Genomic DNA, 25,880 nt, shown 5'->3' with positions numbered 1-25,880 from the left:
GTTGAGCACAGCGATACCCATCAAAGCCAAAACAAAAAGGCCAGTCTCGCGACTGGCCTTTTGCTTTTAGCCGGTGCCGCTTAGGCCACCGCCCGCGCCTTCAGGTCGGCCGTGATCTCAGCTGCGCAACGCTGACCGGTCTCCACCGCGCCATTCAAATAGCCCTGCGACTCCACCGAGGTGTGCTCGCCACAGAAGTGGCAATTGCCTTGTCGCACCCCTTCGTAGCCGACAAAGCTGGTGTAGTTACCGGGCGCGAAGTAGGCATAAGCGCCCTTGGTCCACTTGTAACCCGGCCAGTAATTGAGGATCAGCTTGCCGTTCCACTCGTTAGTGATACCCGGAATGACCTGTTCAAACTGCCCCAAGAACTGCGCGGCTTGTTGCTCCAACGACCCCTTGTTCATCGCCACCGCAGTGGCGCCGCCGGTGAAGTTATTGATGATGCCCTCGCGGCCCGCCTGGGCACGGGTGACCTCCCAGGTATCTTGAAAGCTGGCGTCGCTGTTCACCGCGCCGTTACTGTTCTGTTGGCGCCAGATACGGTTGCGAAACTGCAATTGAAATTTGCTGTTGTTGCCCATGGGGATGTCACGAATGGCCGTGAGTTTGCGCGCATCAAAACCCGCTGCACTGTAATCCACGCTGCCGCGCAAAATATTGAACGGCATGGCCATCACCACATGCGCACAGAGCACACTGACGCTCACACCGGCGCAGTTGAACACCAAGGTGTAAGTGCTGTCGGGGTTGAGCCGAATGCTTTTGAGCTCATGACCGAGCTTGATCTGGCTGCTATTCAAGTGCGCCGCCATGCCGCTAACTAGCTGATCGTTGCCACCACGAATGTGATAACGCTCGTTGGACTCACCAAACAGCTCCAGTGAGCGTTTATTCGAGTAGCCGAGCAGGTAAATCAGGTTCAACGCGCTCTGCTGATTGCAGGCCGCACCGTACTCGATCTCGTAGGCCACATCGAGCAGACGACCGAGGCGCGAGGTGCTGCCACCGGGCACATAGGCATTGATCCACTGGGTAATGCTCATACGGTCGAGCGCTTGGCCACGGGCGGTAAAGTTATTCCACTGAGTCGGAAAGGGCGCCGCTTTAACCTCGGCGTCGAGCTGCGCCTGAATCGCCTTGAAATCGTTATAGGCGTCGGCGAGTGGGTAGCGCACACCTTGAAACCAGTAAATATCCTCGCCGCCCGCCGCCTGGTCATAGGCCGCCAGGTCATCGAGCACCAAACCAAGCTCTTTGGCCAGACGCTGGATCTCCACCTGATAGGTGTCGATCAACTCGCCACCGTTTTCGGCAATCTGGCCGGGGAAGGTCGTGCGGTTACTAAAACAGCGGCCGCCCAGGCGAGTCGCGGCCTCATAAACAACCGCATCAATGCCGAACTTTTTCAGCTCGTAGGCGCAGGCCAGCCCGGCCAAACCACCGCCTATCACGCAGATATTGGCCGTGGCAGCGCCGCCTCCAGCGGCAGCCGCCTTGACCAGCCGCGGCAGGCTGGCACCTACCGCCAGGGCGCCGACAACGCCGGCAGCCTTAAGCAGGTCGCGGCGTGAATGCTGCGCGGCAACGGCGGCCGAATAATCCAGGTCTGAATTTTCTGTCGATCCCGCCAGCCGGCTGAGAGCCATCAAACGACGAAGTAAAGGTGTACGTGCCATCTATCAAACTCCATTGTAATTATTATCGGAATGTATAGAACGCTAGGTTGCGGCTGACTTCGCCCTGGGCACAGCTGCGGTGCAACGTGCAGAGTCCGCCGACTATCACGTGCATAATTTTGAATACTGCGTACAGCAATTTTTACAAAATTAGCAACGGCCAGAGACTAGAGGGCGAACCTAACCTCAACAAATGCTAAATACTGAAAGCCCCATTCGATTAAATAGATAGCCTGTACGGCGTCGCCAATCGCCCGACGCGCTCCGACCGCGCGACCGGGCAAAACCGCAAAGCGGTGAAAACCTTATACAATCTGCGGCTTTCTAGTTTCTGAACCCCCGAGGACACTTAGTGAGCACTCTGCCAGCCTGCCCAAAATGCAATTCCGAATTCACCTACGAAGACGGCGCCATGCTGATCTGCCCGGAATGCGCCCACGAATGGTCGGCGACCGCCGCCACTGAAGCCGCCGGCGATGACGCCCGCGTGATCAAAGATTCAGTTGGCAACGTGCTGCAAGATGGCGACACCATCACCGTGATCAAAGACCTGAAGGTCAAAGGCACCTCCCTGGTGGTGAAAGTCGGCATGAAGGTGAAAAACATCCGCCTGTGCGACGGCGACCACGACATCGACTGCAAAATCGACGGCATCGGCGCCATGAAGCTCAAATCCGAGTTCGTCCGTAAGGTTTAACCCGCCGCCGCGCACAAATCCTCCAGCGCCCGGCAGACTTATTGCGCTATTGGCATTAGCTTAGGTTCGTCCAGCGCAATGCCTGCGCTGCCCTGCCACGGCGCTGCTGATGATTCCCGCCCCCTCCCCAGACCTGTTTATCCTGCTAGGTCTGCTGATCTTGCTGAGCCTGCTGGCCGCCAGCGGTTTGTTGCTGATGCTGCTGGCGCTGCTGTTTGGCCGTTCGCGTCAGCATCTGGGCCGTCATCCCAAAAGCTATATCGGCCTCAGTCTGCTGCTGTTGCTACTGCTGATGCCAGGCGCGCTGATAAAGTGGCAGCACCAGCGCAGTCTGGCCGTCGCCCAGGCGCAATGGCAGGCGCTGAATCCGCGTCTCGAACAACAACTGCAACTCGGCGAACTGCGCTTCCCGGCCGGCAGCCAGGTCAAACTCGACAGCCTCGAACCGCTCGACTGGCAAGAGCAGCCACAGCTGCATGGCCTGGACAGCCTGGTCTATGCCGAACTGAGCCAGCCAATCGAGGTGCTCGCTTTGCGGGTGGATGCTATCGACCTGCCGCCCCATCACTACTTCTCGCGTTTGCGTTTGACTGACAATGCGCAGGTAGCCGGCTGGCCTTGCGGTGCCGGCGGCTGGGTGGAGTTCAAGCGTGAAATTGAAACCCGCCTGCAACCCAGCCAATGGCAATTCACCAAGTGCGACCTGACGGCTCACAGCTTGGTGGCTGGCGTTGTCTGGCCGGCAAACAGCCAGGTGTACGCCGACGAATCGGGCTGGCAGCTGAGCAATGACAACCCGGCAGAACCGCCGCTGAGCTTTCTCGGTTTAACCCTGCGCGAACTGCGCATAGAACTCAATGAGACCAGGCAGTTACGCCGCTGGGAGGGCGAATTGGGCGCGCCACTCAGCCTCGGCGACTGGCACTACCCCGCCGGCACCGCGGTGCGCTGGCAAAACCCGCACAGCTGGTTGTTCAGCCCAACCCGAGACTCCAAGGCCAACAACCGCCACACCGGCGAAGCCATCTCCGCAGGCCACTCGATACTGCAACGCAGCCGTGATGGAAAAACCCTCGGGGTATTCGCCAATGACTCAATAGGGGTAATCGACTGGCAGGAGTTGGCCGCCGAGCCAGACGCCGAATAACCCGTCGCCGGCAAGCGTTAGCGACGCGCGCTTAAGCCAAGCCGCGTCTAAACCTCAGGGCTGCAACTGCTGCAGGTACGCAGCCAAAGCGCTGATCTCCTGATCGCTGAAATCGGCGGCGATGGTCATCATCACCGAACCGGCGCGGCTGGGGTCTTGGTCACGAAAACGGGTCAGCGCCTTGCGCACATACTCGCCAGGCTGACCGGCCAGGCGCGGGGTGTTATCGCGCCCTTCGGCATTGGCACCATGACAGCCGGTGCAGACGGTTTTGAACTTGATCTCGCCCTGGGCCAACAACGCCGGATCGACCGGCTCGGTGTGCGGCAAGAGCTTTTGCTGACCGAAATAGATGGCGATATTGACCCGATCCACCGCCGTCAGCCTTGGCGCCAGCTTTGACATGACAAAGTCCTTACGCTCACCGCTGGCGAATTTCTCGAAGGCATTGAACAGATAGACCGGATTCTGCTGGGCCAAATTGGGAATATGCGGGCGCTTGCTGTTGCCGTTCACCCCATGGCAGTTGCCACAGAACAGAATCCGCTCCTGCCCGGCGGCATAGGCCTGCTGACGCAAAATAGGGTCGGCATTCAGCTGATTGAAATGCTGCATCGCCTCCTCATTGGCCAAGGCCTGGGCGGCGAGAAGACTGAACAACACGAAGACAAACAAACGCATGACGGCAGTCCTTTTCCTGATATCTGAAGCGGGCGGGAATTAGAGCGGCGACTATAAGGACATGCCCCCGCCCCCACCCCGGCGCAGATCAACTAAATCGTAGGTTGTGGATGACGCGAGGTGACAAACGCTGCGTGGTGATGGGTATCGCTGCGCTCAACCGCATCCTACAAATGCCTGCACTCCGCCACCCCGTAGGATGGGTTGAGCGCAGCGATACCCATCACCGGCACCCCACCAATCTGCAACCACTACACTCAACCAACCCCGCTCTGCAAAGGACTGTAGCCATGACCGCCTACCGCCGCGACCACATCCCAGGCGCCTGCTGGTTTTTCACCCTCAACCTGGCCGACCGCCGCCAGGCGTTATTGACCGAGCAGATCGATGTACTGCGGGCCAGCTTTACTAAAGTGATGCGCGAACACCCGTGGCGCATCGACGCCATTGTCATCCTGCCCGACCATTTGCACGCCCTCTGCACCCTGCCTCCCGGTGATGCCAATTACGCCCTGCGCTGGCGTTTGATCAAGACCGGATTTTCCCGCGCCCTGCCCCGCAATGAGCGCATTGGCGCCAGCCGTCTGAGCAAGGGCGAACGCGCTATCTGGCAACGTCGTTATTGGGAACACCGCATTCGCGACCAAGCGGATTTCAACCGGCATATTGACTACATCCACCACAACCCACGCAAGCATGGCCATGTACAGCGCGTGGCCGATTGGCCGTGGTCGTCGTTTCACCACTATGTGCGGGCGGGGTTATTGGCGGGGGATTGGGCGGGCGGTGAAGATGCGGAGATAGGAACGGGGGAGCGTGGATCGGATTGAGATTGGTATTCAGCCGTTGATGGGTATCGCTGCGCTCAACCACATCCTACCTGCATGACAGCAATCCGTAGGATGGGTGGAGCGCAGCGATACCCATCAATACCCAATCAAGCAAAAGGCCCGTCATTCGACAGGCCTTATTGTTTCAATCAACAGCTAGCGCAGCGTTTTAATCAGGCCACCACCCCGCCCTTCTCCACCTTGCTGGCCTGATACTCCTTGGCCGCATCATGAAAGGCCTGCAGCAATGCGTTGTACTGCGGGTTTTCCCAGTAGCGGTATTCCGGGTGCCATTGCACACCGAGCGCGAAGGCTTTGGCGCCGATTACGCTGACGGCTTCGATCTGCCCATCTTCGGCCACCGCCTCGATTTGCAAACCTTCGCCGAGGCGGTCGATACCCTGACCGTGCAGCGAGTTGACCGCCATTTGCTGGGCGCCGATCACCTGCTGCAACAGGCCGCCTGCGGTGAGGGTGACGTTGTGGATCGGGCCGTAGGCGACGTCGTCCGGCACCTCTTTCACTTCGCGGTGATCGAGGCGACCTGCTACCGCGTGTACTTCGCGGTGCAGGGTGCCGCCAAACAGCACGTTCATTTCCTGTACGCCACGGCAGATGCCGATAAAGGGAATGCCGCGCTCCAGGCAGGCGTGCATCAGCCGCAGCACGGTGGCGTCACGCGGTTTGTCGGCCAGACCCAGGCCCGGATGCTCGTCGCCGTAGAAGCTTGGGTGCACGTTGGACAGCGAGCCGCCGAACATAATGCCCGAGACGCTGTTCAGTACGGTGTCCATGTCCAGCTCATCGGCAAACGCCGGGATCATCAGCGGGAAGGCGCCATAGCCGGTGACCGAGCTGATGTACTTTTCGCCGACCAGATGAAACCAGCCAATATCACGGTCGGTCAGCTGCCAGCGGCACAGGGGAAGGCCAATCAGGGGTTTGCTCATTGCAAGGGTGTCCTCTTCATAGTGGGTTGAAGTGGGCTGCCCTTGGGTCAGCGGCCTCGACAACTCGCGGTTTTGCGCCACAAGCCCGTTGACCAAAGGGGTGCCGCAACCGGCGAACCGAGTCACTGCACCAACGCCGCGCCCGCGCGGCTGGTTTACTGCGTAAAGCTACTGCTGATGGGTATCGCTGCGCTCAACCCATCCTACGGTGCTGCACTGAAATTCCAGGCAAAAAGACCCGTCTCAAGACGGGCCTTTTTGTTTGACTCAACCTAGCCGCTTACAGGCTAGGGAAGGCAAATTGGGACGCTTCGTGACTGGCCCGTTGTGGCCAGCGCTGGGTAATGGCTTTGCGCTTGGTGTAGAAGCGCACACCGTCCGGGCCGTAGGCGTGCAAGTCGCCGAACAACGAGCGCTTCCAGCCGCCAAAGCTGTGGTAAGCCACCGGCACCGGCAGCGGTACGTTGACGCCAACCATGCCGACTTCGATCTCGTCGCAGAACAAGCGCGCCGCTTCGCCGTCACGGGTGAAGATGCAGGTGCCGTTGCCGTACTCATGATCGTTGATCAGCTGCATGGCCTCTTCGAGGCTATTAACGCGGACGATGCACAGCACTGGGCCGAAGATCTCTTCGTTGTAGATGCGCATCTCCGGGGTCACGAAGTCGAACAGACAACCACCGAGGAAGAAGCCCTCTTCATTGCCCGGTACTACCAAGCCACGGCCATCGACCACCAGCTTGGCGCCGGCTTGCACGCCGTCGTCGACATAACCGCTGACCTTGTCACGGGCCGCGGCAGTCACCAACGGGCCCATGTCCAGGCCACAAGAGGTGCCAGCACCGATTTTCAGTGCCTGAATTTGTGGCGCCAGTTTGGCCACCAGCGCATCGGCGACTTGATCACCCACGCAGACCGCCACCGAGATGGCCATGCAGCGCTCACCGCACGAACCGTAAGCCGCGCCCATCAAGGCGCTGACCGCGTTGTCCAGGTCGGCATCGGGCATCAGCACCGCGTGGTTCTTGGCGCCACCGAGGGCCTGTACGCGCTTGCCGCGTTTGCTGCCTTCGCTGTAGATGTACTCGGCGATAGGGGTGGAGCCGACAAAGCTCAGGGCTTTGATTTGCGGCGCTTCGATCAAGGCATCCACGGCTTCTTTATCGCCGTGCACCACGTTCATCACGCCTTTTGGCAAGCCGGCTTCCAGCAGCAGTTCGGCGATCAACAGGGTGGAGCTTGGGTCACGCTCGGACGGCTTCAAGATAAAGCAGTTGCCGCAGACGATGGCCAGCGGGTACATCCACAGTGGCACCATGGCCGGGAAGTTGAACGGGGTGATGCCGGCGACTACGCCGAGCGGCTGAAAGTCGCTCCAGGCGTCGATGTTCGGGCCGACGTTACGGCTGTATTCACCCTTGAGAATTTCCGGGGCGGCGCAGGCGAATTCGACGTTTTCGATGCCGCGCTTCAACTCACCGGCGGCGTCTTCGAGGGTCTTGCCGTGCTCTTCGCTGATCAGCTGAGCGATCCGCGCTTCGTTGGCTTCCAGCAATTGCTTGAAGCGAAACATCACCTGCGCGCGCTTGGCCGGCGGGGTCTTGCGCCAGGCCGGATAGGCGGCTTGGGCGGCGTCGATGGCCTGCTGCACGGTGGCGCGGCTGGCCAGTGCGACTTGATGAATAACCTGGCCGGTGGACGGGTTGTACACGTCGGCGGTACGGCCGTTGTCGTTAACAAACTCGCCGTTGATCAGGTGCTTGATGGGGGTCATGGCTATGTCTCGCAAATAAAATTCTGTAGGTGTAGGGTGGATGACGCTGTTTTCATCCACCATTGCGGTATTGGCTCAAGCCGGTGGATGGATAAAGCGTCATCCACCCTACGGGCGATCAATCCAGATTATTCAGCACGTCGCCGACGGCGTTAAACAGGCTGTCCAGCTCTTCGGGCTTGGTGTTGAAGGTTGGCCCGAACTGCAGGGTGTCGCCACCGAAGCGTACGTAGAAACCGGCGTTCCACAACTTGATCCCGGCCTCGAATGGGCGGATCACCGCATCGCCGTCACGGGGGGCGATCTGGATAGCTCCGGTCAAACCGCAGTTACGGATATCGACAATATGCTTGCTGCCTTTGAGGCCATGAATCGCCTCTTCCAGCACTGGCGCCAGATTGGCCGATTGCTCGATCAGGTTGTCGCGTTTGAGCAGCTCCAGCGTCGCCAAGCCGGCAGCGCAGGACACCGGGTGACCGGAGTAGGTGTAGCCGTGGCCGAATTCGACCATGTGCTCGGGGATCGCCTGATTCATAAAGGTCTGATAGATCTCACTCGATGCAATCACCGCACCCAGCGGGATGGCGCCGTTGGTGATCTGCTTGGCGGTGTTCATGATGTCTGGAGTCACGCCAAAGTATTCGGCGCCGGTCCATGTCCCCATGCGGCCGAAGGCGGTGATCACTTCGTCGAAGATCAGCAGGATGTTGTGCTGGGTGCAGATCTCGCGCAGCCGCTGCAGGTAACCAACTGGCGGCACTATCACACCGGCGGAACCGGACATTGGCTCGACTATCACCGCCGCGATGTTGGAGGCGTCGTGCAGTTCGATCAGTTTCAGCAGTTCGTTGGCCAGCTCCACGCCACCGGTGGCCGCCATGCCTTTGGTGTAAGGCAAATGCGTTTGCAGGGTGTGCGGCAGGTGGTCGGCGTCCATCATTTGGCCGAACATTTTACGGTTGCCACCGATGCCGCCGAGGCTGGTACCGGCGATGTTCACGCCGTGATAGCCACGGGCGCGGCCGATAAATTTGGTCTTGCTCGGCTGCCCCTTCAAACGCCAGTAAGCCTTGGCCATTTTCACCGAGGTGTCGGCGCACTCGGAACCCGAGCCGGTGTAGAACACGTGGTCGAGGCCGGCCGGGGTCAGCTCGATGATTTTCTCGGCCAGCTGATAGGACAGCGGATGACCGTACTGAAAGCTCGGCGCGTAATCGAGGGTGCCCAGTTGTTTGGCCACCGCCTCTTGAATCTCTTTGCGCGAGTGCCCGGCACCACAGGTCCACAGACCCGACAGGCTGTCGAAGATGCGCCGGCCCTTGTCGTCGGTGAAGTAGTTGCCGTCCGCCGCCACTATGATCCGTGGGTCGCGCTTGAAGTTGCGGTTGGCGGAAAACGGCGCCCAATGTGCGTCCAACTTGAGCTGGCTGGCCATTGGCGAAGGGGTGTTCTGCGGCATATTCATTGGGCGATCTCATGGCGAAGAGCAGTGTTCTTATGTGTAGGAGCGAATTTATTCGCGAGCCGTTATCCGGGGATCGCGAATAAATTCGCTCCTACAGCTGTTGCAGATAAAGGTGCCACAGGCATAAAGTCAGTAAAATTCAACTCTTACGATCATTAGATAACCAAGCACTAAACAATGAGTACTCGTCGCCCCGCCCCGCTGGCCCAAGTCAGCGACTTTGATATCCGCCTGTTACGCATCTTTCGCAGCGTGGTCGAGTGCGGTGGTTTCTCCGCCGCCGAAAGCGCGCTGGGCATTGGCCGCTCGGCCATCAGCCAGCAAATGAGCGATCTCGAGCAACGCCTCGGGCTGCGCCTGTGCCAGCGCGGCCGCGCCGGCTTTGCCCTGACCGAAGAAGGTCGCGAGGTTTATCAATCGTCCCGGCAACTGCTCACCGCGCTGGAAAGTTTTCGCACCGAGGTCAACGGCCTGCACCAGCATTTGCGCGGCGAGCTGAATATCGGCCTGACCGATAACCTGGTCACCCTGCCGCACATGCGCATCACCCATGCCTTGGCACGACTGAAAGAGCGCGGCCCGGACGTGCGCATCCAGATCCGCATGACCCCGCCCAGCGAAGTCGAGCAAGGCGTGCTGGATGGCAGCCTACACGTTGGCGTGGTGCCGCAAACCAGCGCCCTAGCCGGGCTGGAATACCAACCGCTGTACAGCGAGCGCTCGCAACTCTATTGCGCGGTCGGCCACCCGTTGTTCTACGTTGACGACCGCGAGCTGGCAGATGCCCGCCTGCATCTGCAAGACGCCATAGCCCCGACCTTTCGCCTGCCGCCCGAGGCGCAAGCCTGCTACCAAGCCCTCAATTGCACCGCCAGCGCCTCGGACCGCGAAGGCATGGCCTTTTTGATTTTGACCGGCCGCTATATCGGTTACCTGCCCGACCATTACGCCCAGCAATGGCTGCAACAGGGTCGGCTGCGAGTCCTCAAACCCAGCGAGTGTTTCTATGAGGTCAGCCTGGCGGCCGTCACCCGCAAAGGTCGGCGCCCGCACCTGGTACTGGAAAGCTTTCTCGAAGCCTTGGCCAGCAGCAGCAACTAAAGCCGCGCCCATAAGTGCGCCAACATGGCGCACAGCAGCAAAAAACCTGACTATTTTTACTTATAGCCTGCCAACGGTCAGGTTTTTTCGGCTGCCGGCTTGCCCCGTCTAGGCGGCTGCGGTATCAATGCGCACGCCTCAAAACCGCCACGGAAAGACTGATGAGCATCGACAACAACACCCTCGCTACAACTGAAAAAACCACCGGCCGCATCCGCCTAAAAAACCAAGAAGCGATACTCGCCGCCGCCGCCGAGGAGTTCGCCTGCCACGGTTTCAAAGGCACCAGCATGAACAGCATCGCCCAGCGGGTCGGCCTGCCCAAAGCCAACCTGCACTATTACTTCAGCAGCAAGCAGGGGCTCTATGTCGAGGTGATGCGCAATATTCTCGAGCTCTGGGACAGCGCCTTCAGCAACCTGCGCGCCGAAGATGATCCGGCCAGCGCTCTGGCGGCCTATATCAGCGCCAAGATGGAGTTCTCCCGCCGCCAACCGCAAGCCTCGAAGATCTTCGCCATGGAGGTGATCAGCGGTGGCGAATGCATGGCCGAGCACTTCAACCAGAACTATCAGGAATGGTTTCGCGGCCGGGCGGCGGTGTTTCAGGCCTGGATCGACCAGGGCAAGATGGACCCCATCGACCCGGTGCACCTGATCTTCCTGCTGTGGGGCAGCACCCAGCATTACGCCGACTTCTCCAGCTCGATCTGCCGGGTCAGCGGGCGTTCGCGCCAGACCAAAGAAGACTTCGCCAAGGCCACCGCCAACCTGACGCAAATCATCCTCAAGGGTTGCGGCCTGACGCCGCCGGTCAAGGGCTAACAGCGCGCAGCCATCCGCAAGAGCCAGCGGTGACCCACATGGATGTGGGAAATGCAGTTCGTAGGGTGGGTTAGCGGCGCCACGCAGACTCAAACCTTTGCTCACAGTCAGTGCGCTGCGTAACCCACCGAGCGGTTTCAGACTCTTTGCGAAATTAGCGCGACATAGGCCCGATGTTGGGTTACGCGGCGGCTTAAACCGTAGCGCTGCTTAGGGCGCGCCACCTGCCGCTAACCCAACCTACGAATGCCCAGCCTCAGGTAATTAACAACTTGGCGGGTATCAACACGTAACGGGTACATAGCCAAAACTTAACCCACAACTTCTGTGCACAGTGCTGTGGATAAACCTTGGACAGCCACCTCCAGCCCTGCCCAGACGCGGCCTGTAGACTATTGTTCAGTTTTTGCACAAGCTCCTAAGAAAAAACCTAATCTGCAGATAACAAGCTGTATTTATTGAATTTTTCAGTTTTATACCGGCGTTTTCAGCGCCTCTATCGAGGCTTTATCCCGCCACCCTAGTTGTCCACGGCGACGGTGGACAAGGCTGTGGATAAGCCCTGCACTACTCAGCCAAAGCCAGCCCAGCCTTGGCCCGGCTCGAACTGATCATTTATTCACCAACAACTGCAGCTGCCAGATTGTTGACCAGGGAGTTAAACTCGGCGTTTTCCGCCCGCCGATGAGAGGCCGCCATGTACGACTGGCTCAATGCCCTGCCCAAAGCCGAATTGCACCTGCACCTGGAAGGCTCCCTCGAACCCGAGCTGTTGTTTGCCCTGGCCGCGCGCAACCAGATCGCCCTGCCCTGGGCGGATGTGGAAACCCTGCGCAAGGCTTATGCCTTCAATAACCTGCAGGAGTTCCTCGACCTCTATTACCAGGGCGCTGATGTGCTGCGCAGCGAGCAGGACTTCTACGACCTGACCTGGGCCTATCTGCAAAAGTGCCAAGCGCAGAACGTGATTCACGTCGAACCCTTCTTCGACCCGCAAACCCACACCGACCGGGGCATTCCCTTCGAAGTGGTGCTGACCGGCATCCAGCAGGCACTCAAAGACGGTCAGCAACAACTCGGCATCAGCAGCGGTCTGATTTTGAGTTTTCTGCGTCACCTCAGTGAAGAAGAAGCCTTCAAGACCCTCGAACAGGCCATGCCGTTTCGCGATGCCTTTATTGCCGTCGGCCTCGATAGCTCGGAGCTGGGCCACCCACCGAGCAAATTCGAGCGGGTATTCGCCAAGGCCCGCAGCGAAGGCTTGCTGGCCGTCGCCCATGCCGGTGAAGAAGGCCCGCCGGAGTACATCTGGCAGGCACTGGATCTGCTCAAGGTCAGCCGCATCGACCATGGCGTGCGCGCCGCCGAAGACCCTCGCTTGATTCAACGGCTGATCGATGAGCAGATCCCGCTGACCGTCTGCCCGCTATCCAACACCAAGCTCAAGGTGTTCGAGCACATGGGCCAGCACAACATCCTCAAACTGCTGAAAATGGGCGTCAAGGTCACGGTCAACTCCGACGATCCGGCCTACTTTGGCGGCTACGTCACCGAGAACTTTATGGCGCTCTACGACGGCCTCGGCATGAGCCGCGAGCAAGCGCAAAAGCTCGCGCAAAACAGCCTGGATGCACGGCTGGCCTAAAGCCAAGAACACGCAGCGCCCCCGACTCAGGCGCTGCGCCTTATGCCCATAGTCACGCAATAAGCGCCGCAACAGAGCCAGATGTTTCTACTGAATTGCCGCCGTTTTTCTCCTAGGAACTAAACTGCAGCAGGTCGCCATTGAGTAGGCCGCTGCAGCCCAGCCGCCGCCTGCCTTTTGTGTCCAGGGGGTAAGGATGCAACCCGATCTGCACCAGCCGCTGCGCTTAGCCGGCATCTACATCTTGTTTAGTTCCACATGGATTCTGCTCAGCGACCGCGTGCTCGGCTCGCTCGGCCCAGGCAGCGCCGCCACCCAGCTGCTGCAAACTTACAAAGGCCTGGCCTTCGTGCTGCTCAGCGCATTACTGATCGGCGTGCTCAGCCTGCGCGAACAACACGCCAAGCGGCGCTTGTTCGACGCATTAAGCACCAGCAACCGCCAACTAGAGCTCGCGCAGCGCAATGCCAAGCTGGGCAACTGGCAATATCCAGGCAAATTTATCTGGTCGGCGCCCGCCTTAGCTCTGCTCGGCCAGCCGCCAGAGTGCCAGGCCAACAGCTTTGCCGCACTGCTGGAGTGGCTGCACCCAGCCGACCGCCAAGCCGTCGAGCAGGCCTGGCAACGTTTCCTCAACGGCCATGCGCCCCTGCTGATCGACCTGCGCCTGCTACCGACTGCTGATGAGCATTTCCGCTGGCTGCTGCTACGTGGCGAAGTCGATGAAGATGGCGCGCCCTATGGCAGTCTGCAGGACATCAGCCAGCAACATCGGGACGAACAGGCGCTGCGCGAGAGCGAACAACGCTTTCGGCAATTGTTCGAACACACCCCTCGGATTGCCGTGCAGGGCTACAACCACCAACGCCGGGTGATTTACTGGAACCAGGCCAGCTGCGACCTGTATGGCTACTCACGCACTGAAGCGCTCGGCCAGCAGCTGGAAAATCTGATTATTCCGCCGCCGCTACGTCCACAAGTGGCCAGCGATGTGCAAAAGATGCTGACCGGTGGCGCGCCGATTCCGGCCGCCGAACTGCAATTGCAGCGTAAAAACGGCGAACTGGTGTGGGTCTACTCCAGCCACTTACTGCTGCGCAATAGCCATGAACAGGTCGAGTTGTACTGTGTCGATATCGACCTGGGCGCGCAAAAAGCCGCCCACCAAGCCCTGCACAACAGCGAGGCGCGCTACCGGCAGCTGCTCAATCAGCTCGACGAGGCGATTTTCCTCTGCGACCCGCAACTGCAGTTAAGTTTCCTTAATCCGGCCTGGGCGATTATCACCGGGCACGCCGAACGCAGCAGCCTCGGCCAAGCCCTGCCAAGTTTTTTGCACCCCGAAGATGCCGTCAACGTCAGCCACCACGGCGCGCAAATACTCAGCGGCCAGCTGAGCGGCTGGAGCGGTGAATGCCGCTTGCACCGCGCCGATGGCCGCCTGCATTGGGTCGAGCTGCAATTGAGCCCGAATGGCGGCCGCGGCTTGCAAGGCAGCCTGAGCGACATCCATGCCCAGCATCAGGCCCAAGAGCTGCAACTGGCACGCAACCTGGTGCTCGATCAACTGCTTATGCACGCCCCACTCAACAACACCCTGAGCAGCATCGCCGAGCGTCTGGAGGCGTTGAACCCGCAGATGCGCGTGTCGATCATGCTGCTTAATGCCGGCAAACTGCAGCTGGTTGCCGCCCCAAGCCTGCCCAGCGACTATTGCACCGCCGTCGACGGCATCAGCGCGCAATGGGACGTTGGCTCCTGCGGCGCCGCGGCCGCCAGCGGTGAACTGGTGATCGCCGAAGACCTGCAAAGCCACCCCAACTGGCAAAATTACCGCGCGCTCACCCGCGCCGCCGACCTGCAGGCGTGCTGGTCATTGCCGTTCAAAAATGACAGCGGTCAGGTGCTGGGCACCTTTGGTATTTATTATCGTGAGTGCTGTCTACCCAGTGACGACGACATCGCCCTGGTAACTGAGTTCACCCGCCTCGCCGGACTCGCCCTGCAGCAACAGCAGCGTGAGGCGGCGCGCCAAGAAGTTGAGCTGCGCTTTCGCGCCACCTTCGAACATGCCGCCCTCGGCATCGCCCACGTATCACCCAGCGGCGAACTGCTGCGGGTCAACCGCCAGCTCTGTGAGCTACTCGGTTACAGCGAGGAGCGCTTGACTGGGCTGCACGTCCAGGAGCTGACCGACCCCGAAGACTTGCCCACCGACCTCAGCCAAATGCAGCAATTGTTGGCCGGCCAGATTCGCAGCTATCACATGGAGAAGCGTTACTTACGCGCCGACCACAGCCTGCTTTGGGCCAATCTCTGCGTCACCTTGATTCGCCATGCCAACGGCGAGCCGCACTATTTTATCTCGCTGATTGAAGATATCGGTCAACGCAAACAACAGGAGCAGGCGCTGCGCCAAGCCGCCACGGTGTTTGAGAGCACCCGCGAGGCGGTGCTGATCGTCGATGGACAGCGGCGTATTCTGGCCAGTAACCCGGCCTATAGCGCCATCACCGGGCAACCCGCCGAGGCCTCGGCGGGCAACCGCCTACCCTTACTACTCAGCACCCCGGCCGAGCGCAGTCGCTATCGCACCATCTGGCGCAGCCTGAAAGCCCAAGATGATTGGCAGGGCGAACTCACCGCGCGCCGCGCCGACGGCTCGCTCTGCCCGCTGTGGCTGAACGCCAGTCGGGTGCGCGACTGTGACCCGGCGCAGCCACGCTATGTATTGGCCTTCACCGACCTGAGCATGTTCAAAGACAGCCAAGAGCGGCTCGCCCACCTGGCCCACTACGATCCACTCACCGACCTGCCCAATCGCCTGTTTGCCCATGAGCGCCTCAGTCACGCCCTGGAGCGCGCCCAACGGCATGGCGAACGGGTGGCGGTGCTGTTTATCGACCTTGATCACTTCAAAACCATCAATGATGGCCTCGGTCATGCGATCGGTGATGAGCTGCTGATCACCGTGGCCCGGCGCCTGCAGCAACGCCTGCGCAATGAGGACACCCTGGCACGCTTGGGCGGTGATGAGTTTCTGGTGGTGCTGGAGAATTTAGCCCGCCCCGAAGAGGCCGCACAAATTGCCCAAGCCTTGATTCAACTGTTTGAGCGCCCGCTGCCGCTGGACCATGAGCGCGACGCCTACCTGGGCGCCAGCATTGGCATCAGCTATTACCCCGACGACGGCCAGAGCGCTGACGAGCTGATCCGCAATGCCGACGCTGCGCTTTATCAAGCCAAGGCCGAAGGACGCAACACCTACCGCTTTTACACCCAAGAACTGACCGCCCGCGCCCACAGTCGGCTGACCATGGAGAGCAAGCTGCGCCAGGCGATCAAGCGCGGTGAGTTTATCCTGCACTACCAACCGCTGGTCGATACCCACAGCGGGGCACCGCTGGGCGTCGAGGTCTTGGTGCGCTGGAACAGCCCAGAGGGGATGATTTCGCCGGCGGACTTTATCCCGCTCGCCGAAGACACCGGGCTGATTGTGCCAATTGGCACCTGGGTGCTGCGCGAAGCCTGTCGTCAGGCGCAAGCACTGCGCAATCAAGGACTGGCGCTGGACACCGTGGCGGTCAATCTGTCGCCTCGGCAGTTTCGCCAGCCCGACCTGCTCAAGCAGGTGCGCGACGCCCTGAATGACAGCGGTCTGCCCGCCAGTTGCCTGGAGCTGGAGATTACCGAAGGCGCGCTAATGGACGATGTGGCGCAAACCCAGGCCAGTTTGCGCGCGCTGAAAAGCCTGGGCTTACGTTTGGCGGTGGATGACTTCGGCACCGGCTATTCGTCACTGGCCTATCTACGGCGCTTCCCGCTGGATAAGCTGAAAATCGACCAAAGCTTTATGCACGGGGTACCCGAGGATCACGGCAACCTCGAGATAGTCGCCACCATCATTACCCTCGCCCGCAGCCTCAATCTGACCATCATCGCCGAAGGCGTGGAAACCAGCGGCCAGCTGGCGGCCTTGCGCCGATTGGGTTGCGAGCAATCCCAGGGCTATTTGTTTAGCCGCCCCCTCAGCCTGGAAAATTTGCACGACTGGCTTATTAACCACCGTCAGTCGGTCGCTTGATCCAGATCATGGAAGTGCAAGCATGCGGGCCTACACTGCACTCTCTTATTTACGAGGTGGCCTTTATGAATATTCTCATTCGCCCACTAACCATGGCCAAAGGCACCTGCTGGCAAGTGCGCATGGACCAACACGCCGTGAGCTTTCGCACTGAAGGTGAGGCGCGCAACTTCGTCGCCACCCTTGAAGCGCGCTTGCATGCCCCGCATTTTTTACCCCGTGTAGAACAACGCGCCGCAGGCTAAACCACCCGCGGCGAACGAGCGGTAACCAGCGCACAAATGACCGCCAGCGCGGCGCACAGGCTAACGACCAACGCCAGCGGTTGCGCGGTGCCATTATGCAGCGCACCGACTAACGCCGAGGCGCCTGCCGCCAAGCCAAACTGGATAAACCCCAGCAACGCCGAGGCACTGCCGGCATGGGCGGCTTGCCCGGCCATGGCGCAGGCCGAGGCATTCGGCAGTATGCAGCCCAAGCTGGCCACCACCACAAACAGGGGCAACAGCAGCGGCCACAACTGCGTGGGTTGCGCCAGGCTGATCGCCAACAAAACCAAGGCGCCGGCCAAATACACCCAAACGCTGCGGCGCAGCCAGTAAGCCGGGCCATGGCGGCGCAGCAGCCGAGAGTTAATCTGCGCAAACAAAATAAAGCCGGCCGCATTACTGCCAAACAACCAGCCATAGCTCTGCGCCGGCACCTTGTAGAGTTCGATAAAGACAAAAGGCGAGCCGGCGATATAGGCGAACATCCCCGCCATCACCAACCCGCCGGTCAGGGCATGGCCGACGAACTGCGGGTCGGCCAGCAAGCGTAAATACTGCCTGGGCGCCGCCCGCAGCGACGCCGGCGTTGAGTGCCGAGTCAAGGTCTCGGGCAACCACCAGGCCACCGCCAAAGCACAGAGACCGCTGAACAGCGTCAGACTGATGAAAATCGACTGCCAACCAAAGTGCGTCAACAGCACTCCGCCGGCCAAGGGCGCCAAGATCGGCGCCAAGCCCATCACCAGCATTAACTGGGAAAAGACTTTGGCCGAGGCCAGCGGATCACACAGATCGCGCACCACCGCCCGCGAAATGACCATCCCGGCGCAGCCGCCGAGCGCCTGCAAAAAACGCGCGGCGATCAGCCACTCCAAGCTGGTGGCCAAGGCACACACCGCCGAGGCCACGCTGAACAACAGCACGCCAAAAATCAGCGGCCGGCGCCGACCGAAGCGATCCGCCAGCGGCCCATAAATCAGCTGCCCGCCGGCCAAACCAATGAAATACACCGCCAGGGTCAGTTGCACCCGTTCAACATCGGTGGCGAACGCCTGCGCCAGCGCCGGAAAACTCGGTAGATAAAAGTCGATGGCCAAAGGCCCAAAAGCGCAAAGCGCACCCAGCAGCAATAAAATTCGTAAATTCATCGTCACACTCACGGCCAAGATTGAAAGATTACCCAGCAGAAACGACAACGCCGCCAAGCGTGTGCTGGGCGGCGTTGTTTGGTGGCGGTTATTCGCCGTGCAAGGGTTCGGTGGCGGCGGGCGTCTGAGGTTTTTTACGGCTCAGTAGCGCGGAAAACTTCTCCACCAACACGTAAAACATCGGAATAAAGAAGATCGCCAGCACCGTGGCCGCCAACATGCCGCCAATCACCCCGGTACCGATCGAATGCCGGCTGTTACTACCGGCGCCCGTGCTCAGCACCAGCGGCAAGCAGCCGAGGATAAAGGCCAGGGAGGTCATGATGATCGGCCGGAAACGCATCTTCGCCGCGTGCAGCGCCGCCTCCAGCAACGGCATGCCTTCGGCCCGTGACTGCACGGCAAACTCGATGATCAAAATGGCGTTCTTCGCCGCCAGCCCGATCAACACCAACAGGCCAACCTGGAAGTACACGTCATTACTCAGGCCCACCAGCCAGACCGCCAGCACCGCGCCAAACACGCCAAAAGGCACTGCGGTGACTACCGCCAACGGCAAGCTCCAGCGCTCGTACTGCGCGGCCAGAATCAGGAACACCATAATCAAGCCGAAGATAAACGCCGTACTGCTGGAGCCCGACGCCGCTTGCTCTTGGTAAGCCGAGCCGACCCAGCCCAACTGGTAATCACTGCCGAGCACTTCCCGCGCCACCGCCTCCATGGCCTCAAGCGCCTGCCCGGAGCTGAAGCCCGGAGCCGGCCCGCCGATGACCTTGGCCGAGGAGTAGATATTGAAGTGGGTAAACACGTTCGGGCCCAGCACCCGGTTTTGCGTAATCAGTGCCGACAAGGGCACCAGATGGCCGGAAACCGAGCGCACGAAGACCTTGCCCAAGTCTTCCGGCTTGCTGCGAAACTCCGACTCCGACTGCAAGGTCACCTGCCAGGTGCGGCCGTATTTATTGAAGTCGTTGACGTAGTAATTACCAAAGGTCGACTGCATGGCGGTAAACACATCGGCAATCGGCACGCCCTGGGCCTGGGCCTTGGTGCGGTCGAGTTCCACGTGATACTGCGGCACGCTAACATCGAAGGTGGTGCGCACCCCGACCAACTCCGGGCGCAACTTGGCGGCGGCCACAAACTCGGCCGCTTTGGCCGCCAATTGCTGGGCGGTAGCGCCGCTGCGGTCCTGGATATAGCCCTCAAAACCACCGGTGGTGCTCATGCCGGTAATCGCCGGCGGGTTAAACGACAGCACCAGCCCGTCTTTCTCTGCCTGGCCCATGCCCATAAAGGTGCGGGTCAGGTTCATCGCATTCAGCTCTGGCGTCTCGCGCTCCTTCCAGTCTTTGAGGGTCACGAAAGACACACCGGCATCGCTGCGATTACCAGAGGTGAGAATATCGTAACCGGCAAAGGTCACCACGTTCGCCACTGCGGGGTGCTTAAGCAGTTTCTGGTCGAAATCGGCGGTCAGGGTACTGGTGCGTGACAGCGATGCCGCCGGTGGCAGGAAGTAGGCATTCAGCACATAGCCCTGATCTTCATCGGGCACCAAGGAGCTGGGCACCTTACCGAACAACAGCACAATGAGCGCCAGCATGCCGCCGAACATCACCACCCCCAGCAACGAGCGCTTGAGGAAAAAGCTCACCCCGGCGCCATAGCCTTCGGTGATTCGCGCGAAGAAGCGGTTAAACCAGCGGAACGGCGCAATCGGCTCATGGTCCGCGTGATCGGCCTTGAGCAGAATCGCGCAGAGCGCCGGCGACAGGGTCAAGGCCACCACGCCGGAGATCGCCACCGAAATGGCGATGGTGATGGCGAACTGTTTGTACATCTGCCCCGCCAGACCACCGAGGAAGCCAACCGGAATAAACACCGCACAGAGCACCAACACCACCGCGATGATCGGCCCGGTGACTTCTTCCATGGCCTTGATGGTGGCCTCGCGGGGCGGCAGTTTCTCCTCGCGCATCACCCGTTCGACGTTCTCGATCACCACAATGGCATCGTCCACCACGATGCCGATGGCCAGCACCAAACCGAACAAGGTCAGTAAGTTGATCGAAAACCCCAGCGCATACATGCCGGCGAAAGTACCCACCAGCGCCACCGGAATCGCCAACAGCGGAATCAGCGTGGCACGCCAGTTTTGCAGGAACACAAAGACCACCAGCACCACCAACAACAACGCCTCGACAAAGGTATGCAGCACTTCCTCGATCGATACATTGACAAACACCGTGGTGTCATAGGGCACGCTGTAGGTAATCCCCGGCGGGAAGCGCTTGGATAAACGCTCCATGGTGTCCTTCACCGCCTTGGCGGTGTCCAGCGCGTTGGCACCCGGCGCCAGGTAGACACCGAAGGCGGCGTTTTGCTGGCCATTCATCGCGGTGACCATGCCGTAATCTTGGGCGCCCAACTCAATCCGCGCGACATCCTTGAGCAACAGGCTGGCACCGGTGGCATCGGTACGCAGGATGATATTTTCAAACTGCTCAGGCTCGGAGAAACGTCCCTCGGTGGTCACCGTGTAGGTGAAATCTTGCCGCGTAGCCATCGGCTCCTGGCCAAAAGAGCCGGCGGCAAACTGCGAGTTCTGCTTCTTGATGGCGTCCGCCACGTCAGTTGGCGTCAGGTTGTACTGGGCCAACTTGTCCGGTTTGAGCCACACCCGCATCGAGTAGTTTTTCGCCCCGAACTGGCTGACATCACCGACGCCAGGTAGCCGCGCCAACTCATCAATGACGTTGATCAGACCGTAGTTGCTGATATAGGTCGGGGTCAGCGAATTGTCCGGTGAATACAGCGTCACCACTTGCAGGATGCTGGAGGATTTTTTCTTCACCACCACGCCCTGCCGGCTGACCTGCTCGGGCAACTGCGCCAGCGCTTGCTGCACGCGGTTGTTAACGTCGATGGTGGCCTGATCCGGGTCAGTGCCCACCTCGAAGTAGACCTGCAGGCTCATGGCGCCGCTGCTAAAGGAGTTCGACAGCTGGTAAATCATCCCCGGCACGCCGTTGATTTTTTGCTCCAGCGGTGCCGCTACGGTCTCCGCAATCACCTGGGCGCTGGCACCCGGATAGCTGGTGGTAACCGAGACTTGCGGCGGCAGAATTTCCGGGAACTGGGCGACCGGTAACTGCTTGATCGCGACCAGGCCGGCCAGGGTAATAACCACCGAGATGACCGTGGCGAAGATCGGCCGGTCAATAAAGAAGCGCGAAATCACAGGCAAGGCTCCTTATGGCTTAGCGGCAGCGGGGGCCGCCGCTGCAGCACTAACGCTCACGGGCATGCCCGGGCGGACCTTGGGCAAACCCTCGATAATCACCCGCTCGCCGGCCTTGAGACCGGAGTTGATAATCCAACGATCGCCGACGGTTGAACCGAGCACCACCGGCCGCACCTGGGCGACGTTCTGCTCATCAAGCACAAATACCGAGGTGCCGCCGGCGGTTTGCGAGATGGCCCGTTGCGGCACCGAGATGGCGTTGGGGATGCTCAAGCCTTCAATCAACACCCGCACAAACTGGCCGGGAAACAGCTTCAAGTCCGGATTGGGAATCACCACCCGCGCACTGACGCTGCCGGTGCCGGCGTTAATCAGGCTGTCGATAAAGTCCACCGTGCCCTTGATCGGATACAGCGAACCATCGCCCATTTTCAGCTCGGCGGTCAGTTTATTGCCGTCGGGCAACGCCACGCTGCCGGCCTGCAGCTCGCGGCGAAAACGCTCGGCGTCGGAGTCGGGGTAAGAGAAGTTCACATACAAGGGATCGAGCTGGGTGATGCTGGTCAGCAAGCTGGCATTCGGATCGCCGGCCACCATCAAGCTGCCCTCGGAGACGGTTTCCTGGCTGCTGGCGCCGCTAATAGGCGCTTCCACCGTGGTGTAGTCGAGATCGATCTGCCGTGACTGCACATCGGCCTTGGCCGACTCGATATTGGCCTTGCTCTGCTCGAAGTTGGAGGTGGCGTCATCCAGTTCTTTCTCACTGGCAAAACCGCGTTTTTGCAACTCGCGAATCCGCTTCATTTCCCGCTCGGTTTGCCATAACCGCGCTTGCGCCTGGGCTTGCGCACCTTTGGCTCGAGCCAGGGCCGCCTCATAGGGTTTCTGGTCGATGACAAACAGCACCTGGCCTTGCTTGACCTTGCTGCCTTCGACATAACTGCGCTCGCGCAAAATACCATTGACCTGCGCGCGCACCTGCACCTGCCGGTAGCCGGCGGTCAGTGCCGGGTATTCCAGCACCAAGGGCTGAGTGGCGACTTTAACCAACTCCACGCTGACGGCCGGTGGTGGCGGCGTGCCCGCGCCGGGTTCGGCGGCCTGGACGGTAGCGCTGAGCAGCAATCCTAGGGCGACGGCCCTGAGCGCAAAGGGGAGAGGGTTCACACGCATAAAAGTCATCTCCGTGACAGCTAAATTCAGCTAATTAAAGCACTAATGGGCCGAATGCTACTGGGCTGGACAGTGCTTTGGAACCGTCTTTGTTTAAGCTGATATTGCCCGCTGCGCCCAAGCGTGCCGCGGCGCCAGTTTTACGTCGTCAACAACCCCCAGCTAATCGACCGCGCCAGCACTTGCCGGCCCGCGTAACAGCAGCCAAGCTCAGCGCCTAACAGGCCGTTGAAAAATGTAGCGAGCGACGGCTAGCGCAGTAGTTTTTCAACGGCCTGCTAACCGCTTATTTACCGCGAGGTCATCCATGCCTAGCTTACGTCTGCTGTTACTGGCTCTGCTCGCCGCACCCTGGCACGCCAACAGCGAACCATTGATGAACTACGGCGTGCTGATTATTTCCCGCGAGCGCCTCGAGGTGGCGACCCCCTGCGACATTGGTATTTACCTGCAAAACCACCTGGTGTCGCGGCTGTATCAGGGCCAGTCGGCCTCGTTCAACCTGCCCGCTGGCCCGCTGTCGATCCGCATGGGCATGCTGGGCGGCACCGGCTGCATTCCGGCCTTCGAACAAATTCGCGGCGAACACATCGAGCTGAAAGCGGGCGAAATCCGCAAATACCGCATTGCCCTCGGTGGTAACGGCCTCTATTTAGTCGCCATCCCCAGCGCACCATAGGGGCTTGACCTTACCGCGAGGTCAAGGTTGATGCTGTGCGCTAGTCCTCTAGGAGTTAGCCATGACCAGCGCCGAGCAAATCGACCTCCCCATCAGCGGCATGACCTGCGCCAGTTGCGCCGGCCGCATCGAACGGGCCCTGACGCAAGTTCCCGGAGTGCTCAGCGCCAGCGTCAACCTGCTGGCCGAGCGCGTGCTGGTACAAGGCCGCGGCGTCGAAGCCAGCGCCTTGATCAGCGCCATCAGCAGCGCCGGCTACAGCGTCCCCAACCACAGCCTGGAGCTGCACATCAGCGGCATGACCTGCGCCAGCTGCGCCGGTCGCGTCGAGCGCGCACTGACTAAAGTGGCCGGCGTCGCGAGCGTGGCGGTCAATCTGGCCAGCGAACGGGCGCACCTGCAGCTAATCAGCGACGTCAGCAGCGCCGAGTTGCTCGCGGCAGTCGAAGCCGCTGGTTATTCGGCCGCGCTAATTGCGGCCAACGAGCCGCCAATCGCCGCCGACCCGCAAGCCTTGCAGCACGAACGCTGGCGCCTGCTGCTGGCCATCGCCCTGGCGCTGCCCTTACTGCTGCCGATGCTGCTGGAGCCTTTGGGCGTGCACTGGATGCTGCCGGCCTGGCTGCAGTTTGCCCTGGCCAGCCCGGTGCAATTTATCCTCGGCGCACGTTTTTACCGGGCCGCTTACCGCGCCCTGCGCGCAGGCGGGGCCAATATGGATGTGTTGGTGGCGCTGGGCACCAGCGCCGGTTATGGCCTGAGCCTGTACCTGTGGTGGATCACGCCCGCCGGCGGCATGCCCCATCTTTACTTTGAAGCCTCGGCGGTGGTGATTGCCTTGGTGCTGCTGGGCAAATACCTCGAAAGCCGCGCCAAACGCCAGACCAGCAGCGCCCTGCGCGCCCTCGAAGCCTTGCGCCCGGAGTTTGCCACTCGCCAACGCGACGGCCATGAAGAGCAAGTGGCGATCAGCGCCCTGCAACTCAATGAGCTGATCGTGGTCAAGCCCGGCGAGCGCTTTGCGGTCGATGGCACAGTGCTGGAAGGCGCAAGCCATGCCGATGAAGCCTTACTCAGCGGCGAAAGCCTGCCGGTGGCCAAGCACCCCGGCGACGCCGTCAGTACTGGCGCCATCAACGGCGAAGGACGCCTGCTGATCCGCATCGGCGCGCTGGGTGGCGAAACCCAACTGGCGCAAATTATCCAGCTGATGGAGAACGCCCAAGCCGGTAAGGCGCCGCTGCAAAAGCTGGTCGACCGCGTCAGCCAGGTGTTTGTCCCAGTGGTGCTCGGCATCGCCCTGCTGACCTTGCTCGGCTGGCTGCTGCAAGGTGCTGGTCTTGAGGTGGCGCTGCTGAATGCCGTGTCGGTGCTGGTGATCGCCTGCCCTTGCGCCCTTGGCCTCGCCACCCCGACGGCGATCATGGTCGGCACCGGCGTCGGCGCCCGCCACGGCATTTTGATCAAGGACGCCGAAGCACTGGAAATCGCCCACAAGGTCCGCCATGTGGTGTTCGACAAAACCGGCACCCTGACCTCGGGCCAGCCACAGGTCGTGCACCTGCAGGCTCTCGACGGCGACGAGGACAGGCTGCTGCAACTGGCCGGCAGCCTGCAACAAGGCAGCGAACACCCGCTGGCGCACGCCGTATTAGCCGCCTGCCAGGCCCGCACGCTAAGCCTCAGCGCCATCACCGACAGCCAGGCGCTGCCGGGTAAAGGCACCCAAGCCAAGTTGCAGCAACGGCAACTGGCCCTGGGCAATCAACGTTTGCTCAACGAGCACGCGCTGACGCCCGGCGCACTCGCCGCCAGCGCCGCGGCTTGGGAAGCGGAGGGTCGCAGTCTGGCCTGGCTGCTGGAGCTGGCGCCGCAACCGCGAGTGCTCGGCCTGCTGGCGTTTGGCGACAGCCTGAAGCCCGGCGCCGGCGCCGCCATCGCGCAACTGCAGCAGCTCGGCATCCAGTGCCACCTGCTCAGCGGCGACAATCTGGGCAGCGTCAATGCGGTGGCCGATGCGCTGCAGATCGATGATCGCCAAGCCAACGTATTGCCGGCGGACAAGCTCGCGCGTATCCACGCCCTCAAACAAAGCGCCCGCGAGCAGCACGGCCGGGTGGCAATGATCGGCGACGGCATCAACGACGCCCCGGCACTGGCCGCCGCCGACATCGGTATCGCCATGGGCGGTGGCACCGACGTGGCCATGCACGCCGCGGGCATTACCTTGCTGCGCGGTGATCCACGGCTGGCGCCGGCGGCGCTGGCCATCTGCCGGCGGACTTACCATAAAATCCGCCAGAACCTGTTCTGGGCCTTCGTCTATAACCTGATCGGCCTGCCGCTGGCCGCCTTCGGCCTGCTCAATCCGGTACTGGCTGGCGCGGCCATGGCACTCTCGAGCGTCTGCGTGGTCAGTAATGCACTGCTGTTAAAACGCTGGAAGCCATAACCGTTCGTCCAACCTCTACTGCACTCGCTACGAAT

At 60.7% G+C, this 25,880-nt stretch carries 18 protein-coding genes; 10 read left to right on the top strand and 8 right to left on the bottom strand.

Annotation, left to right across the window (positions count from 1 at the left end):
• Positions 1 to 80: 80 nt before the first annotated feature.
• Positions 81 to 1,679, bottom strand: coding sequence for an NAD(P)/FAD-dependent oxidoreductase (locus Q8R10_RS02700; protein ID WP_305650768.1), 1,599 nt, complete (start codon positions 1,677 to 1,679; stop codon positions 81 to 83).
• A gap of 352 nt (positions 1,680 to 2,031) precedes the next feature.
• Here Q8R10_RS02700 and Q8R10_RS02695 point away from each other — a divergent pair, with 352 nt between their 5' ends.
• Together Q8R10_RS02695 and Q8R10_RS02690 are read left to right on the top strand one after the other, a co-directional pair.
• Positions 2,032 to 2,376, top strand: a complete 345-nt coding sequence (locus Q8R10_RS02695; protein WP_305650766.1) for a zinc ribbon domain-containing protein YjdM — start codon at positions 2,032 to 2,034, stop codon at positions 2,374 to 2,376.
• 109 nt (positions 2,377 to 2,485) lie between these two features.
• A complete protein-coding gene (locus Q8R10_RS02690) occupies positions 2,486 to 3,523 on the top strand; it encodes a hypothetical protein (RefSeq protein ID WP_305650764.1) in 1,038 nt (345 codons plus the stop codon).
• A 54-nt stretch (positions 3,524 to 3,577) separates the two neighbouring features.
• Here Q8R10_RS02690 and Q8R10_RS02685 read toward each other — a convergent pair whose 3' ends face one another.
• A complete protein-coding gene (locus Q8R10_RS02685; protein ID WP_305650762.1) occupies positions 3,578 to 4,204 on the bottom strand; it encodes a c-type cytochrome in 627 nt (208 codons plus the stop codon).
• Positions 4,205 to 4,494: 290 nt separating this feature from the next.
• On the opposite strand from Q8R10_RS02685, the gene Q8R10_RS02680 reads away from it, so the two are divergent.
• Positions 4,495 to 5,034: a transposase gene (locus Q8R10_RS02680; protein ID WP_305650760.1), complete on the top strand. Its 540-nt coding sequence runs from the start codon at positions 4,495 to 4,497 to the stop codon at positions 5,032 to 5,034.
• Between the two features lie 173 nt (positions 5,035 to 5,207).
• On the opposite strand, the gene Q8R10_RS02675 is transcribed toward Q8R10_RS02680, so the two are convergent.
• From Q8R10_RS02675 to Q8R10_RS02665, 3 genes are all read right to left on the bottom strand, one after another.
• Entirely contained in the window at positions 5,208 to 5,984 is a 777-nt protein-coding gene (locus Q8R10_RS02675) for a gamma-glutamyl-gamma-aminobutyrate hydrolase family protein (protein WP_305650758.1), read from the bottom strand.
• A gap of 280 nt (positions 5,985 to 6,264) precedes the next feature.
• A complete protein-coding gene (locus Q8R10_RS02670; RefSeq protein ID WP_305650756.1) occupies positions 6,265 to 7,758 on the bottom strand; it encodes a CoA-acylating methylmalonate-semialdehyde dehydrogenase in 1,494 nt (497 codons plus the stop codon).
• 118 nt (positions 7,759 to 7,876) lie between these two features.
• On the bottom strand, positions 7,877 to 9,223 hold the full coding sequence (locus Q8R10_RS02665) for an aspartate aminotransferase family protein (RefSeq protein WP_305650754.1): 1,347 nt from the start codon (positions 9,221 to 9,223) through the stop codon (positions 7,877 to 7,879).
• Between the two features lie 177 nt (positions 9,224 to 9,400).
• Between Q8R10_RS02665 and Q8R10_RS02660 the strand changes: the two genes are divergently transcribed.
• From Q8R10_RS02660 to Q8R10_RS02640, 5 genes are all read left to right on the top strand, one after another.
• Positions 9,401 to 10,324: a LysR family transcriptional regulator gene (locus Q8R10_RS02660; RefSeq protein WP_305650752.1), complete on the top strand. Its 924-nt coding sequence runs from the start codon at positions 9,401 to 9,403 to the stop codon at positions 10,322 to 10,324.
• 161 nt (positions 10,325 to 10,485) lie between these two features.
• Complete coding sequence (locus Q8R10_RS02655; RefSeq protein ID WP_305650751.1) at positions 10,486 to 11,148, top strand: TetR/AcrR family transcriptional regulator; 663 nt, start codon at positions 10,486 to 10,488, stop codon at positions 11,146 to 11,148.
• A gap of 697 nt (positions 11,149 to 11,845) precedes the next feature.
• The gene (locus Q8R10_RS02650) at positions 11,846 to 12,793 is read left to right on the top strand and encodes an adenosine deaminase (RefSeq protein ID WP_305650750.1); all 948 of its coding nucleotides are present in this window, start codon (positions 11,846 to 11,848) and stop codon (positions 12,791 to 12,793) included.
• Positions 12,794 to 12,989: 196 nt separating this feature from the next.
• A complete protein-coding gene (locus Q8R10_RS02645) occupies positions 12,990 to 16,877 on the top strand; it encodes a PAS domain S-box protein (RefSeq protein WP_305650748.1) in 3,888 nt (1,295 codons plus the stop codon).
• Between the two features lie 65 nt (positions 16,878 to 16,942).
• Entirely contained in the window at positions 16,943 to 17,122 is a 180-nt protein-coding gene (locus Q8R10_RS02640; RefSeq protein ID WP_305650746.1) for a hypothetical protein, read from the top strand.
• On the opposite strand, the gene Q8R10_RS02635 is transcribed toward Q8R10_RS02640, so the two are convergent.
• From Q8R10_RS02635 to Q8R10_RS02625, 3 genes are all read right to left on the bottom strand, one after another.
• Positions 17,119 to 18,294 carry a Bcr/CflA family multidrug efflux MFS transporter gene (locus Q8R10_RS02635; protein ID WP_305650744.1) on the bottom strand — a complete coding sequence of 392 codons (1,176 nt, stop codon included), beginning with the start codon at positions 18,292 to 18,294 and terminating at the stop codon, positions 17,119 to 17,121. The genes Q8R10_RS02640 and Q8R10_RS02635 overlap by 4 nt on opposite strands.
• 88 nt (positions 18,295 to 18,382) lie before the next feature.
• Positions 18,383 to 21,538, bottom strand: a complete 3,156-nt coding sequence (locus Q8R10_RS02630; protein WP_305650743.1) for an efflux RND transporter permease subunit — start codon at positions 21,536 to 21,538, stop codon at positions 18,383 to 18,385.
• Between the two features lie 12 nt (positions 21,539 to 21,550).
• Positions 21,551 to 22,723, bottom strand: coding sequence for an efflux RND transporter periplasmic adaptor subunit (locus tag Q8R10_RS02625; protein WP_305650741.1), 1,173 nt, complete (start codon positions 22,721 to 22,723; stop codon positions 21,551 to 21,553).
• A gap of 298 nt (positions 22,724 to 23,021) precedes the next feature.
• On the opposite strand from Q8R10_RS02625, the gene Q8R10_RS02620 reads away from it, so the two are divergent.
• Complete coding sequence (locus tag Q8R10_RS02620) at positions 23,022 to 23,393, top strand: hypothetical protein (protein WP_305650739.1); 372 nt, start codon at positions 23,022 to 23,024, stop codon at positions 23,391 to 23,393.
• A gap of 61 nt (positions 23,394 to 23,454) precedes the next feature.
• Positions 23,455 to 25,845, top strand: coding sequence for a heavy metal translocating P-type ATPase (locus tag Q8R10_RS02615; RefSeq protein ID WP_305650737.1), 2,391 nt, complete (start codon positions 23,455 to 23,457; stop codon positions 25,843 to 25,845).
• Positions 25,846 to 25,880: the final 35 nt, after the last annotated feature.

Source organism: Pseudomonas sp. (genome assembly GCF_030698175.1).
GTDB lineage: Bacteria > Pseudomonadota > Gammaproteobacteria > Pseudomonadales > Pseudomonadaceae > Aquipseudomonas.
This window is presented reverse-complemented; position numbering and strand designations above follow the sequence as displayed.